The organism is Tritonibacter horizontis (assembly GCF_001518015.1).
Taxonomy (GTDB): domain Bacteria; phylum Pseudomonadota; class Alphaproteobacteria; order Rhodobacterales; family Rhodobacteraceae; genus Epibacterium; species Epibacterium horizontis.
In genome coordinates this window covers 1-12,019 of sequence record NZ_LPUY01000014.1, presented here as the reverse complement: position 1 = coordinate 12,019, position 12,019 = coordinate 1, and the positions used below count along the sequence as shown (strand labels likewise).

Annotated in this window: 16 protein-coding genes; 9 read left to right on the top strand and 7 right to left on the bottom strand. The window is 62.4% G+C overall.

Annotation, left to right across the window (positions count from 1 at the left end; translation table 11 throughout):
* Nucleotides 1-185: 185 nt before the first annotated feature.
* From thrS to TRIHO_RS03280, 5 genes are all read left to right on the top strand, one after another.
* Nucleotides 186-2,132: a threonine--tRNA ligase gene (gene thrS, locus TRIHO_RS03300; protein ID WP_068240392.1), complete on the top strand. Its 1,947-nt coding sequence runs from the start codon at nucleotides 186-188 to the stop codon at nucleotides 2,130-2,132.
* A 219-nt stretch (nucleotides 2,133-2,351) separates the two neighbouring features.
* The gene (locus tag TRIHO_RS03295) at nucleotides 2,352-2,657 is read left to right on the top strand and encodes a BufA1 family periplasmic bufferin-type metallophore (RefSeq protein WP_068240391.1); all 306 of its coding nucleotides are present in this window, start codon (nucleotides 2,352-2,354) and stop codon (nucleotides 2,655-2,657) included.
* A 131-nt stretch (nucleotides 2,658-2,788) separates the two neighbouring features.
* Nucleotides 2,789-3,700, top strand: coding sequence for an MNIO family bufferin maturase (gene bufB, locus TRIHO_RS03290; protein ID WP_082705005.1), 912 nt, complete (start codon nucleotides 2,789-2,791; stop codon nucleotides 3,698-3,700).
* Nucleotides 3,697-4,443 (top strand): HvfC/BufC N-terminal domain-containing protein, encoded by a 747-nt coding sequence (locus TRIHO_RS03285; RefSeq protein ID WP_068240389.1) that lies wholly within the window; start codon nucleotides 3,697-3,699, stop codon nucleotides 4,441-4,443. Before bufB ends, TRIHO_RS03285 begins: the two co-directional genes overlap by 4 nt.
* An 8-nt stretch (nucleotides 4,444-4,451) precedes the next feature.
* Nucleotides 4,452-4,997 (top strand): DoxX family protein, encoded by a 546-nt coding sequence (locus TRIHO_RS03280; RefSeq protein WP_068240387.1) that lies wholly within the window; start codon nucleotides 4,452-4,454, stop codon nucleotides 4,995-4,997.
* 36 nt (nucleotides 4,998-5,033) lie between these two features.
* Here TRIHO_RS03280 and TRIHO_RS03275 read toward each other — a convergent pair whose 3' ends face one another.
* On the bottom strand, nucleotides 5,034-5,351 hold the full coding sequence (locus TRIHO_RS03275; RefSeq protein WP_068240386.1) for an ArsC/Spx/MgsR family protein: 318 nt from the start codon (nucleotides 5,349-5,351) through the stop codon (nucleotides 5,034-5,036).
* A gap of 223 nt (nucleotides 5,352-5,574) precedes the next feature.
* On the opposite strand from TRIHO_RS03275, the gene TRIHO_RS03270 reads away from it, so the two are divergent.
* Nucleotides 5,575-5,781, top strand: a complete 207-nt coding sequence (locus TRIHO_RS03270) for a cold-shock protein (RefSeq protein WP_068240384.1) — start codon at nucleotides 5,575-5,577, stop codon at nucleotides 5,779-5,781.
* Between the two features lie 117 nt (nucleotides 5,782-5,898).
* On the opposite strand, the gene TRIHO_RS03265 is transcribed toward TRIHO_RS03270, so the two are convergent.
* Together TRIHO_RS03265 and TRIHO_RS03260 are read right to left on the bottom strand one after the other, a co-directional pair.
* The gene (locus TRIHO_RS03265) at nucleotides 5,899-6,381 is read right to left on the bottom strand and encodes a dihydrofolate reductase (protein ID WP_068240382.1); all 483 of its coding nucleotides are present in this window, start codon (nucleotides 6,379-6,381) and stop codon (nucleotides 5,899-5,901) included.
* 34 nt (nucleotides 6,382-6,415) lie between these two features.
* Complete coding sequence (locus tag TRIHO_RS03260; protein ID WP_068240380.1) at nucleotides 6,416-7,249, bottom strand: thymidylate synthase; 834 nt, start codon at nucleotides 7,247-7,249, stop codon at nucleotides 6,416-6,418.
* A gap of 148 nt (nucleotides 7,250-7,397) precedes the next feature.
* Between TRIHO_RS03260 and TRIHO_RS03255 the strand changes: the two genes are divergently transcribed.
* On the top strand, nucleotides 7,398-7,826 hold the full coding sequence (locus TRIHO_RS03255; protein WP_068240378.1) for a VOC family protein: 429 nt from the start codon (nucleotides 7,398-7,400) through the stop codon (nucleotides 7,824-7,826).
* A 111-nt stretch (nucleotides 7,827-7,937) separates the two neighbouring features.
* Here the strand turns inward: TRIHO_RS03255 and TRIHO_RS03250 are convergent, their stop codons facing one another.
* A complete protein-coding gene (locus TRIHO_RS03250; RefSeq protein WP_068240376.1) occupies nucleotides 7,938-8,345 on the bottom strand; it encodes a RidA family protein in 408 nt (135 codons plus the stop codon).
* 86 nt (nucleotides 8,346-8,431) lie between these two features.
* On the opposite strand from TRIHO_RS03250, the gene TRIHO_RS03245 reads away from it, so the two are divergent.
* The gene (locus tag TRIHO_RS03245; RefSeq protein ID WP_068240375.1) at nucleotides 8,432-9,001 is read left to right on the top strand and encodes a TetR/AcrR family transcriptional regulator; all 570 of its coding nucleotides are present in this window, start codon (nucleotides 8,432-8,434) and stop codon (nucleotides 8,999-9,001) included.
* A gap of 344 nt (nucleotides 9,002-9,345) precedes the next feature.
* Here TRIHO_RS03245 and TRIHO_RS03240 read toward each other — a convergent pair whose 3' ends face one another.
* The 3 genes from TRIHO_RS03240 to TRIHO_RS03230 all read right to left on the bottom strand — a co-directional run bounded on the left by TRIHO_RS03240 (nucleotide 9,346) and on the right by TRIHO_RS03230 (nucleotide 10,581).
* A complete protein-coding gene (locus TRIHO_RS03240; protein WP_207498625.1) occupies nucleotides 9,346-9,843 on the bottom strand; it encodes a MarR family winged helix-turn-helix transcriptional regulator in 498 nt (165 codons plus the stop codon).
* 79 nt (nucleotides 9,844-9,922) lie between these two features.
* Entirely contained in the window at nucleotides 9,923-10,183 is a 261-nt protein-coding gene (locus TRIHO_RS03235) for a succinate dehydrogenase assembly factor 2 (RefSeq protein WP_068240372.1), read from the bottom strand.
* A complete protein-coding gene (locus TRIHO_RS03230; protein ID WP_068240370.1) occupies nucleotides 10,180-10,581 on the bottom strand; it encodes a helix-turn-helix domain-containing protein in 402 nt (133 codons plus the stop codon). Before TRIHO_RS03230 ends, TRIHO_RS03235 begins: the two co-directional genes overlap by 4 nt.
* A gap of 84 nt (nucleotides 10,582-10,665) precedes the next feature.
* Here TRIHO_RS03230 and TRIHO_RS03225 point away from each other — a divergent pair, with 84 nt between their 5' ends.
* Nucleotides 10,666-11,868: a pyridoxal phosphate-dependent aminotransferase gene (locus tag TRIHO_RS03225; RefSeq protein WP_068240368.1), complete on the top strand. Its 1,203-nt coding sequence runs from the start codon at nucleotides 10,666-10,668 to the stop codon at nucleotides 11,866-11,868.
* Nucleotides 11,869-12,019 lie beyond the last annotated feature (151 nt).

Genomic DNA, 12,019 nt, shown 5'->3' with positions numbered 1-12,019 from the left:
GCGCGAGGGGCAGCGCCCCTCGTCCCCATCCCAACCCGCCACCGGGCCAGACCATGACACGCCCGGCGCTGCATTTTCCGCCCGAACCGCTTGACCTCCCCCGCCCCCTCCGCCAAACAGCTGGAACGTATATAACCCGCAACCGGGCGTTCTGTGGGCGCCAAACCGACGAGGAGAGCCAGCAGATGGCCCAAGTCTCCCTTACCTTCCCCGATGGCAACGCACGCAGCTTCGACGCGGGTGTCACCCCGGCCGAGGTCGCCGCCTCCATTTCCACCTCTCTGGCGAAAAAAGCCATCTCCGCCACTGTGAACGGCGCCCATTGGGACCTGCAATGGCCGATCAACAGCGATGCCGCCATCTCCCTTCACACCATGAAGGACGAAGCGCAGGCCAATGAGCTGATCCGCCACGACCTCGCCCATGTCATGGCCCGCGCCGTGCAGGAGATCTGGCCCGACACCAAGGTCACCATCGGCCCGGTGATTGAAAACGGCTGGTATTACGATTTCGACCGCAAGGAGCCTTTCACTCCCGAAGATCTCGGCACCATCGAAAAAAAGATGAAAGAGATCATCAACAAGCGCGACGCGGTCCGCACCGAAGTCTGGGATCGTGCCCGCGCGATCCAGCATTACACAGACAACAACGAACCCTATAAGGTCGAGCTGATCGACGCCATTCCCGGCGACGAACCCTTGCGCATGTACTGGCACGGCGACTGGCAGGACCTCTGCCGCGGTCCGCACCTGCAGCACACCGGTCAGCTGCCGGGCGATGCCTTCAAACTGATGTCCATCGCCGGGGCCTACTGGCGCGGCGATTCCAGCCGCCAGATGCTGCAGCGGATCTACGGCGTTGCCTTCACCGGCAAGGAAAAGCTGAAAGCTCACCTGACCATGCTGGAAGAGGCCGCCAAGCGCGACCACCGCAAGCTGGGCCGCGAAATGAACCTCTTCCACATGCAGGAAGAAGCCCCGGGCCAGGTCTTCTGGCACCCCAACGGCTGGCGCGTCTACACCACCTTGCAGGACTATATGCGCCGCCAGCAGGACAAGGGCGGCTATGTCGAGGTCAACACCCCCCAGGTTGTGGACCGCAAACTCTGGGAAGCATCGGGCCACTGGGACAAATACCAGGAGAATATGTTCATCGTCGAAGTGGACGAAGAACACGCCCGCGAGAAGGCCATCAACGCGCTCAAGCCGATGAACTGCCCCTGCCACGTCCAGGTCTTCAACCAGGGTCTCAAATCCTACCGCGACCTGCCCCTGCGGATGGCGGAATTCGGCTCCTGCAACCGCTATGAACCCTCCGGCGCCCTGCATGGCATCATGCGGGTCCGTGGCTTCACCCAGGACGACGGCCATATCTTCTGTACCGAAGATCAGATCGAGTCAGAGACTGCCCGCTTCATCGCCTTCCTGTCCAAGATCTACGCCGACCTCGGATTTCACGACTGGACCATCAAACTGTCGACCCGCCCCGAAAAGCGCATCGGCAGCGACGAGAGCTGGGATTTTGTCGAACAGGCGCTTGGCGATGCCTGCAAGGCGGCGGGCTATGACTATGAACTGCTTGAAGGCGAAGGCGCCTTTTATGGTCCAAAACTGGAATTCACCCTGACCGACGCCATCGGCCGGAACTGGCAATGCGGTACCCTGCAGGTCGACCCCAACCTGCCGGAGCGTCTGGATGCGACCTATATCGGACAGGACGGAGCCAAGCACCGCCCCTTCATGCTGCACCGCGCCACCTTGGGCTCCTTTGAACGGTTCATCGGCATCCTGATCGAGGAACACGCCGGCAAGCTGCCGTTCTGGCTGGCGCCGCGTCAGGTGGTGGTGGCTTCCATCACCTCCGAGGCGGATGACTACGTGAACGAGGTCGTGGAAACCCTGCGTGCCGTCGGCGTCCGGGCCGAGGCCGACATCCGCAATGAGAAGATCAACTACAAGGTCCGCGAACATTCCGTGGGCAAGGTGCCGGTCATTCTTGCCGTCGGCCACCGCGAAGTGGAGGAGCGCACCGTTTCTGTTCGCCGGCTCGGCGAAAAGCAGACCAAGGTCGAAAGCCTCGCCAATGTTACAGAAACCCTCGCCCGTGATGCGACACCGCCGGACCTGTTGTAATATTTCGCCCCGGTTTTGAAACGAACGGCTCCCTCTTGGGGGCCGTTTTGTTTCAAGCCGCTGAAAATGGCCCTCTGCCGCCCCGTTCTGTGGGATCTGGCGATAACTCTGCCTGACGCCCGCGTGAGGCACAGCCTCGTGAGTTTATTTCTGCCCGCAAACACGGCTAGGGTGTCATAGTCAGTCCAGACGACGTTCATCATTCAGGAGGACATGCCCATGTCGACCACCAAGAAAACCCTCGCTATTGCAAGCGCCGTCGCCGCCGCCTTGACCGCAGCCGCCACCACTCAGGCAGCCGCGCAGGCCAAGGAAAAATGCTACGGCGTTTCCGAAGCAGGTCAGAACGACTGCGCTGCCGGCCCCGGCACCACCTGCGCGGGCACCTCAACCGTCGACTACCAGGGCAACGCCTGGACCCTTGTGGATGCCGGCACCTGCACGGAAATCGACGTGCCCGACATGGCCGATGGCTCCGCACGCAGCGGCTCCCTTGAACCGCTTGACCGGGACCTGCCGGCCTAAATCAACCCGCTGACCTTGCCGGGGGCGGGTGCCCTGCGCCCCCGGTTGCCGCTCCGGAGCGGCTGACCTGTTCCGCCAGCTCAGCTCGGCCAGGGCTGGAATGCTCCGCAAACTCGCCTATGAGGTGCGCCATGTTCGACACCCCTGACCGCTCCGCCCTGCCCGCCCGGCCCGGCGTCGGCTACAAGCCGCAGCATTACCAGGCGATCATGGCGGATGCGGGCTGCGTCCAATGGCTGGAGATCCACGCCGAGAACTACATGGGCGATGGCGGGCGTCCGCTGGCACAACTGCGCCACCTGGCAGAGCGATTTGCGATTTCGGTGCATGGGGTCGGCCTCTCGATCGGCGGCGCCGAGGCGCTTGATCCCGATCACCTCGCCCGGCTGAAACATCTGGTGGGCTGGCTCAATCCGGCCAGTTTTTCGGAGCATCTCGCCTGGTCCACCCATGACAGCCATTTCTACAACGACCTCTTGCCCCTGCCCTATACCAACGCGACCCTGACACGGGTCTGTGATCACATCGACCAGGTGCAGCAGGTTCTGGCCCGCCCCATGTTGCTGGAGAACCCCTCCAGCTATCTCGCCTTCGCCGAGAGCACCTGGGACGAGCCCGCATTTTTGCAGGAAATCGCCCGGCGCACCGGCTGCGGCCTGCTGCTGGATGTCAACAATGTCTTTGTTTCCGCCACCAACCTCGGCTATCGCCCGCAGGCCTACATCGATGCATATCCGCTTGATCTGGTGGGTGAAATTCACCTCGGCGGGCATGACGAGGACGAGGATGAGCACGGGGCGCCGCTGCTGATCGACAGCCATGGGGCCGAAGTGGTCGACCCGGTCTGGGCGCTTCTCGACTATACTTTGGCCCGCTCGGGTGCGCGCCCGACGCTGGTGGAATGGGACACCGATGTGCCCGACTGGCCCGTGCTGGAGGCCGAGGCGGCCCGCGCCGCAGCCGCCCTGGCCCGCATTTCACCCGAGGCCCCGGCCCAGCTGTCCGCGCAGTTGTCCGCCCAGGGTCAGGCGCGTACCGAATGACCCGCCAGCAGGACTTCACCCGCGCCGTTCTCGATGCCCGGCTGCCGGTGCCCGAGGGGCTTGTGGATGGGTCCAACCAACCGGCGGGCCGCCGCTTCAGCGTTTACCGAAACAATGTTGCCGTCTCGCTGACCGAGGCGCTCCACAAAGGGTTTCCGGTCATCGCGCGGCTGCTGGGGCAAGAGAACATGGACGGCATTGCCGGACTTTTCCTGCGCGCGCACCCGCCCCGCTCGCCGCTGATGATGCACTACGGCGCCGAATTTCCCGCCTTTTTGCGGGATCTCGCCCAGCTGTCCCATTTGGGCTACCTGCCGGATGTCGCCCAGTTGGAACTGGCGCTGCGCCGCAGCTATCACGCTGCCGATACCTCCCTGATCGACCCCCAGATGCTGGACACGCGCGCGCCCGAGGCGCTGATGGCCAGCCGGTTCCGGTTTGCCCCCGCGGTCGCGCTGCTGCAATCGCCATGGCCGATCCATTCGATCTGGCGCTACAATAGCGTTGACGGCGCGCCGAAACCCGACGCCCGGGCCGAGGATGTGCTGATCACCCGGCCAGACTACGACCCTGTTCCGCATCTGCTGCCACCGGGGGGCGCGACCTGGATCGCGGCGCTGATGGCGGGTGAAACCCTCGCCCAGGCGACCGAGACCGCCAGCCGGATGCAGCCGGATTTCGACCTGAGCGCCCCGTTGGCGCTGCTGATCGAGGGCGCCGCCCTCATAGACCTTTCGCAATAGGATGACCGATGAACACCTTGATTTCACTCTATGATCGCGTGTTCGCGCGGATCGCGCGCGCGGGCGACCGGCTGCTGCCGCTCTTTGCCCGCTTCAGCTTTGCCGCCGTGCTGCTGGTCTACTACTGGAACTCCGGCCTGACCAAACTGGGCGATGGGATGTTCGGGCTGTTCTCCCCCTCCATCGGCGCCTACAGCCAGATCTTTCCCAAGCAGCTGGAGGCCGCAGGCTATGACGCCTCCCAACTGGGCCTCTTTCACTGGGCCGTGGTGATGGCGGGGACCTATGCCGAGTTCATCTTGCCGCTGCTGATCGTGATCGGCCTGGCCACCCGCCTGGCCGCGCTTGGCATGATCGGGTTCGTCGTGGTGCAATCGCTGACCGATGTCTTCGGGCACGGCGCCACCGACATCAAAACCCTCGGGGCCTGGTTCGACCGGTTTTCCGACGGGGTGATCCTCGATCAGCGCCTGCTCTGGGTTCTGATGCTGTCGATCCTGGTGACCAAGGGCGCCGGGCTGCTGTCGCTGGATGCGGTCCTGCGCCGCCGTTGACACCGATATGACCCGGCCGGCCGCAGCGCCGCCGGGTCAGCTCACGCCAAGTGCGGATTTCACCTCGGAGGTCCAGCCCAGATACAGCCGTCCCTCATGCGCGATCAGCGGTCGCTTCATCAGAGTCGGGTGGCTTTCCAGCAGCTCCAGTGGAGGTTTTTCACGCTGCTCTGCGGTCAATTCTCGCCACGTGGTTGAACGATTATTCAACAACTTGTCCGGGAATTGAGCAAATGCCTGCTTCATGATCGCTGTTGGAACCGGTGTTTTGCGCACGTCCACGAACTCCGCTTCCGGCAAGGATTTCAGCGCCTTGCGACAGGTATCGCAGGCCTTCAAACCATAAAGTTTCATTGCTGCCTCTTCTTCCGTACCAAAATTTCACACAATTTCCGGTAGATCTCCGCCGATTTTCTTTGATTTTTTGCACCCTCATGCCAAACTAACTTCGGTTCTTGTTAACCAAGGACTTCGGTCACCGTCGTCCGTGGGTCGCCCAAGCGGGTCCGGCGCGTGTGAGTGAAAGGTACTTTGAGGTTGCTTAAAGTGAAGTGCAAGTAAGAAGGAGACACGGGAGATGCCAAGTGGCACCGTGAAATGGTTCAACACCACCAAGGGCTATGGTTTTATTGAACCCGACGAAGGCGGCAAGGATGTTTTTGTGCACATCTCCGCCGTGGAACGCTCCGGCCTCACCGGCCTGGCGGATAACCAAAAAGTGGGATATGAGCTGAGCGAAGGCCGAGACGGCCGACAGATGGCCGGCGACATTCGCCCGCTCTGAGCCCTTCCCCCAAACATCGCTGCGCCCGGCCCTGATGCGCGGACTGGGCGCAGCACCGCGCTTTGTGCACCTGCCACAGCTGCGGCGGTCTTTGTCCGCTGGCCTCCCGAAACAGGGTCAGGTCGGACGGCGCAGATATTCCCGCAAGACGCAGACCGGTGCGGTCTGGCGCAACTCCTGCTCATAGGCAACACGCCACTCTGCGGTCTCAAATTCCGGGAAATAGGCATCAGCCTCTGGGATCTCCAGATCGACCTCAGTGATCATCAACCGGTCCGCCATCGCCAGCATCCCGCTGTAGATCCCGGCACCGCCAATACCGTAAATGCGCCCATAGCCCGCATCGTGGGCCAACTGCACCGCCGACTCGATCGAGGGAGCGACCGTCTCTGCCGCATCCGGGCGCGAGGAGACAACGATGTTCATCCGGTTTTTCAACGGCTTCACCGGCAGCGAGTCCCAGGTATTTCGGCCCATGATGATGGCGCCGCCCAGGGTCTCGCGCTGAAAGGCCTTCAGATCCTCCGGCGCGTGCCAGGGAATGTCATTGTCCTTGCCGATGGCCCCGTTGCGGGCCCGTGCCACGATCAATGTAATCATTTCAGATCCGCCTCAGCCATGTTTTTACCCGCGCTCAGACCGCGACGGGCGCCTTGATCGAGGGATCGGGATCATAACCGATGACCTCGAAATCCTCGTATTTGAAATCAAAGATCGACGAAACCGCGCGGCGGATCCGGATCTGGGGCAGCGGCTTTGGCGTCCGGGACAGCTGCAATTCAACCTGCTCCATATGGTTGGAATAGATATGCGCGTCGCCCATCGTGTGCACAAAGGTCCCCGCCTCATAGCCGGTCACATGGGCCAGCATCTGCAACAACAGCGCATAAGAGGCGATGTTGAACGGCACGCCCAGGAACATATCGGCAGAGCGCTGGTAAAGCTGCAGATGCAGTTTGCCACCCAGAATGCGCACCTGCCACAGGGTATGACAGGGCGGCAGCGCCATCTCCGGCACATCCGCCGGGTTCCAGGCTGACACAATCAGGCGGCGGCTGTCGGGGCTGTTGCGGATCATCTCTACCAGTTCGGTGATCTGATCCACCGTGCCCGCCCGATACAGGGGTTCGTCCCCCAGCGTGCCCGCGGCCAGCTCCAGCCGGGGAAAGCGGCGCCACTGGTGGCCATAGACCGGCCCAAGGTCGCCGTTTTCATCCGCCCACTCATCCCAGATCGAAACGCCGTTGTCCTTCAGGTAGCGGATATTGGTGTCCCCCGACAGGAACCACAACAGTTCATGAATGATCGAGCGCAGATGCAGCTTTTTGGTCGTCACCAGCGGAAATCCCTCCGCCAGGTCATAGCGTTGCTGCATCCCGAAACAGGACAGCGTGCCGGTGCCGGTGCGGTCGCTCGTCTTGATCCCATGCTCAAGGATATGCTGCAGGGCGGCGTGGTATTGCTGCATCGTTCGGGCCTCCTGTTTGCCCCGGTGATAGCGCGCAGAACCCCAAGATCCAAGCGGATTGCTCCGCGCCCTCTCGACATTCGCGAAACGCAGCTTAGGTTGAGCCGCGACGCCGATTAAAATCAGTCGCTGAAAAAAAGGAACTCCGATGCCGCTCAAGTATTTGCACACGATGGTCCGCGTGAAGGATCTGGAAAAATCCATGGCCTTTTACGCTCTGCTCGGCCTCAAGGAAACGCGCCGCATGGACAGCGAAGGCGGTCGCTTCTCGCTCATCTTCCTCGCCCCTCCCGGTCAGGAAGAGGCGCCAATCGAGCTGACCTATAACTGGGATGGCGATGACGAGCTGCCCTCCGACAGCCGCCATTTCGGCCACCTCGCCTATGAGGTCGACAATATCTACGAGACCTGCCAGCACCTGATGGACAACGGCGTGACGATCAATCGCCCGCCGCGCGACGGCCATATGGCCTTTGTCCGGTCGCCCGACAATATTTCGATCGAACTGCTGCAGGCCGGCGAGGCGCTTGCACCCGCCGAACCCTGGGCCAGCATGGAAAACACCGGCCACTGGTAACGCCACCGGCGCTGGCGCTGCCAGACCGCGCCCGCTATTGTCCGCCCGCTCCCGTATCCCGGGGGCGGGCTTTTTGCTGCGTTTCAGAGTCGGTGTCGCTGGGGCTGGGGCTCAGTCCGGCAGCCGCACGGTCAGTTCGATTTCCACCTGCAGCTCCGGTGCCGCCAGGGCAGCGACACCAATACCGGTGATGCTCGGGCTCGCCCCCGCAAGGAAGGCCTGCAGAACCGGCATCGCAACGCCCAGACGCTCCGGCGTCAGATCCGTCATGTAGCAGCGCAGAATCGCAATGTCCTGCGGGCCGGCCCCGAGCGCGGCCAGCGCCGCGCCGGCATTGGCGCAGGCCAGCTCCATCTGGGCCGGCAGCCCCTCCGGCGTTGGCCTGCCATCGGCGTGCCAGGCCACCTGACCGGAGACAAAGGCCATACGCCCCGGTTCCACGACAGAGATCTGGGAATAGCCGATTTCGGTCGAATTCGGCAGGCTGGGGGGATTTAGTCGCGTAACGGGATGGGCCATGATATTGGTTTCCTGTGGCGATGAGTGCAAGGTATGACGCGGAAATCACTACATATGTAGTAATTAACAAAACGCACGAAGCATCCATGACGTCCACAGACAATCGCAAGACTGCCATTCAAACCGCCGTGATCGACCTGCTGGCCCGCGAGGGGCTGAAGGGGGTCACCCATCGCGCGGTCGACACCGCTGCCGGGCTGCCACAGGGCTCCACCAGCTACCATTATCCGCGCAAACCGGCGCTGTTGCTGGCGGCGGCCACCCATCTCGAAGATCTGTTGAGCAAGGATTGTGCCGATCTGCAGGTCGGGTTCGCGCAGGCCGTCACCCAGGGGGGGATCGAGGCTGGGCTGGCTTTTGTCGGCGCCGAGGTGCTGCGGTATACGGATGGCGCCCGACCGCACTATCTGGCGCGGCTGGAGCTGACCCTCGCGGCGCGGCGCGACCCGGCGCTGGCGGGGGTCGGTGATCGGCTCAGCGCCGCCACCCGCCGGCCTATCGCATTCTTTCTGGAGCTGAATTTCAACGACACCAGCCCGGCACAGGTGGAGGCCTGTACCGGGCTGATTGACGGCATCATGCTGATGCACGCGACCGGCCAAGGACCCAGACCCTCGGCCGACCAGATCATCGCCGTGTTTCGCGCTCTTGGCTGAAACGCGCCCACGGGGTACGGGGCAGACACTGACGCACCACGTTACGGCGCTGGTCGGGTGCCCCAGGGGGTCACCGTCGCAGCAATCCCGTAACATGAGGGTTGCAACGTCTAACGTACACTAAACTGACAGATGGCCGATATTGTCGGCTTCGGCAGTGCCTCGGTTGCTTCTGCAACCGCCCCTCTCTCATCGACCTGACCGCAACATGCGGTGGTGAGGACAGGGTTGACAGTTTTGCGGGATCGTCCGGTGACTTTGCCTTTTAGTGACGGAGCCTTTTGGGGCGAGCTTGCAAATTCTGTCTTGTACTTCCCGGACCTCAAGGCCCGTAAAAGCGGTTTTTAATAGATGTAGCGGATCTGGTCAGACCAGTAGCGCTCCATACGTTTCAGCGAGCCGGTGATATCCTCGATCCCTTCGGCGCTGATCACGCCTTTGGTCTCCAGGCCCTCCGCATGACGAGAGAACAGCGACGCCACAATGTCGCGGATTTCCCGGCCCCGGGGGGTCAGACGCACACGCACCGACCGACGGTCGATCTCGCAGCGCTGATGGTGCATATAGCCCATCTCCACCAGCTTCTTCAGGTTATAGCTGACGTTGCTACCTTGATAGTAGCCACGGGATTTCAGCTCCCCTGCAGTCACTTCGTTGTCGCCGATGTTAAACAGCAACAGAGCTTGAACCGCGTTGATGTCAAGGACACCCACCCGTTCAAACTCGTCCTTGATTACATCCAACAGCAGGCGGTGCAGGCGCTCCACCAGTGCAAGTGCATCCAGGTAGCCAGTCATGAACCCTTTGCGGTCCACCTGGCTGATTGGTCGTTCCATACTCATTCAGCATCTCCGAATCGAAATTGCTTCATGACAAATGTGACGGGTATTTCCTGAAAATGCGTTAAACCGAATTTCCCTTTTATTTTCCGTATGTTCGAGAGATCTCGTTCACCAAGGCCCCAAATTCTTCTGGCGCCGGGGCCTGACCCGTTACCCATTGGTAAAGATCTTGGTCATTTTCCCGTAAAAGATGGTCGTAGAGATCCATTTTTTCGGCGCTCATCGTCGGCAGATTCGCCTCCGCATAGCGGGCAAGCAGGATATCCATCTCCTTGATTCCCCGTCGCATTGACCGCATGGTCAGCCGCTTGATCCGGATCTCTCTGCTTTCGTCGGTCATTCTGCGGGCTCCTGTGCGGCGGCCAGACGGCGCAGCGTCTTTTCCAGGCGACCGGCGCGCTCGGCCTGGGCCCGCAGATCCTCCCGCAGGCCGCGCAACTCGCGCGCCACCGCCGCCATGTCCTCGCTCAGCGTGTCCTCGGTCGGGGCCGACAGGTCGTCGCCCTCGCCGGTCAGCAGCCAGCTCATCGACACATTCAGCAACCCCGACAGCATCGACAGCTTGTTCGCCCGTGGCTCCGACAGGTCCTGTTCCCAGCCCACCAGCGTGGATTTCTTGACCCCCATCCGCCGCGCCAACTGGCCCTGGGACATGCCTGCGCTTTCCCGCGCGGCCGCCACGCGATCGCCGAAAGTTGCTGCATCGGGGCCATACCAATCGGTCGTGGTCTCGGTCATGTGGTCTCTCCTTCGTGGATGACTTGATTGCCGTCTGGCCTCACCCTAAGAGGTTTGGAGATGACATACAAATCGAGGTCCGACATGTCCTTTCTTTCTGCGACACTTTCGCGCGTGAAGCCTTCGCCGACCATGGCTGTCACCCAAAAGGCGAGCGAGCTGAAGGCGGCCGGGCGGGACGTGATCGGCCTGGGCGCGGGCGAGCCCGATTTCGACACGCCGCAATCCATCAAGGATGCCGCGGTGCGCGCCATTGCAGAAGGGAAGACCAAATACACCACGGTCGACGGCATCCCGGAGCTGAAACAGGCGATCTGCGACAAGTTCAAACGCGACAACGGGCTGGACTACACCCCCGCCCAGGTCACCGTGAACTCCGGCGGCAAGCACACGCTCTATAACGCGCTCATGGCGACCCTGAACCCCGGCGACGAGGTGATCATCCCTGCCCCCTATTGGGTCAGCTACCCCGATATGGTGCTGCTGGCCGGCGGCACCCCTATCGTGGTCGAGGCCAGCCTGGAGACCCGCTTCAAGCTGACACCGGAGCAGCTGGAGGCGGCGATCACCGAGAAAACCAAATGGTTCATCTTCAATTCGCCCTCGAACCCGACCGGGGCCGGCTATTCGCATGCCGAACTCAAGGCGCTGACGGAGGTGCTGATGCGCCATCCCCATGTCTGGGTGATGACCGACGACATGTACGAACACCTCGCCTATGACGATTTCAAATTCGCCACCCCGGCCGAGGTGGAACCGCAGCTCTATGAGCGCACCCTGACCTGCAATGGCGTCTCCAAGGCCTATGCAATGACCGGCTGGCGCATCGGCTATGCGGCCGGCCCCGCCCCCCTGATCGCCGCCATGCGCAAGGTGCAGTCACAATCGACCTCGAACCCCTGTTCCATCAGCCAGTATGCCGCGCTGGCGGCGCTGACCGGCCCGCAGGATTTCCTCGCCACCCACAACGAGATCTTCGTGCGCCGCCGCAACCTCGTGGTGTCGATGCTGTCCGAGATCGACGGCATAACCTGCCCGGTGCCGGAAGGGGCCTTCTACGTCTACCCCTCGATTGCCGGGCTGATCGGCAAGACCACGCCGGCCGGCACCCGGATCACCGATGACGAGACCTTTGCCACCGCGCTGCTGGAAGAGGCCAATGTCGCCGTGGTCTTTGGCGCCGCCTTTGGCCTGTCGCCGAATTTTCGCGTCAGCTACGCCACGGCGGATGAAACGCTCAAGGAGGCCTGCAGCCGCATCCAGCACTTCTGCGCCGCGCTGCGCTAGGCGGGCGGCCGGACAGACGGACGGACGGGACAACGGTCAGGCGCGCGCTGGCGCCGCAAGGTGGCGTCATTGTTACCGGGTTGCCGGTGGCGACCTTTCAGGTTTGCGCTGCGCGTTGCGCATCGCGGGGGGGCGGCGGCCGCGCCTTCGG

What these genes read in the sequence shown, in the direction of transcription:
- TRIHO_RS03235 (WP_068240372.1), bottom strand. Translation starts at nt 10,183, where the DNA reads ATGACCGACGAAAGCAGAGAGATCCGGATCAAGCGGCTGACCATGCGG.
- thrS (WP_068240392.1), top strand. Translation starts at nt 186, where the DNA reads ATGGCCCAAGTCTCCCTTACCTTCCCCGATGGCAACGCACGCAGCTTC.
- TRIHO_RS03295 (WP_068240391.1), top strand. Translation starts at nt 2,352, where the DNA reads ATGTCGACCACCAAGAAAACCCTCGCTATTGCAAGCGCCGTCGCCGCC.
- TRIHO_RS03275 (WP_068240386.1), bottom strand. Translation starts at nt 5,351, where the DNA reads ATGAAACTTTATGGTTTGAAGGCCTGCGATACCTGTCGCAAGGCGCTG.
- TRIHO_RS03225 (WP_068240368.1), top strand. Translation starts at nt 10,666, where the DNA reads ATGTCCTTTCTTTCTGCGACACTTTCGCGCGTGAAGCCTTCGCCGACC.
- TRIHO_RS03280 (WP_068240387.1), top strand. Translation starts at nt 4,452, where the DNA reads ATGAACACCTTGATTTCACTCTATGATCGCGTGTTCGCGCGGATCGCG.
- TRIHO_RS03230 (WP_068240370.1), bottom strand. Translation starts at nt 10,581, where the DNA reads ATGACCGAGACCACGACCGATTGGTATGGCCCCGATGCAGCAACTTTC.
- bufB (WP_082705005.1), top strand. Translation starts at nt 2,789, where the DNA reads ATGTTCGACACCCCTGACCGCTCCGCCCTGCCCGCCCGGCCCGGCGTC.
- TRIHO_RS03265 (WP_068240382.1), bottom strand. Translation starts at nt 6,381, where the DNA reads ATGATTACATTGATCGTGGCACGGGCCCGCAACGGGGCCATCGGCAAG.
- TRIHO_RS03285 (WP_068240389.1), top strand. Translation starts at nt 3,697, where the DNA reads ATGACCCGCCAGCAGGACTTCACCCGCGCCGTTCTCGATGCCCGGCTG.
- TRIHO_RS03245 (WP_068240375.1), top strand. Translation starts at nt 8,432, where the DNA reads ATGACGTCCACAGACAATCGCAAGACTGCCATTCAAACCGCCGTGATC.
- TRIHO_RS03255 (WP_068240378.1), top strand. Translation starts at nt 7,398, where the DNA reads ATGCCGCTCAAGTATTTGCACACGATGGTCCGCGTGAAGGATCTGGAA.
- TRIHO_RS03240 (WP_207498625.1), bottom strand. Translation starts at nt 9,843, where the DNA reads ATGAGTATGGAACGACCAATCAGCCAGGTGGACCGCAAAGGGTTCATG.
- TRIHO_RS03270 (WP_068240384.1), top strand. Translation starts at nt 5,575, where the DNA reads ATGCCAAGTGGCACCGTGAAATGGTTCAACACCACCAAGGGCTATGGT.
- TRIHO_RS03260 (WP_068240380.1), bottom strand. Translation starts at nt 7,249, where the DNA reads ATGCAGCAATACCACGCCGCCCTGCAGCATATCCTTGAGCATGGGATC.
- TRIHO_RS03250 (WP_068240376.1), bottom strand. Translation starts at nt 8,345, where the DNA reads ATGGCCCATCCCGTTACGCGACTAAATCCCCCCAGCCTGCCGAATTCG.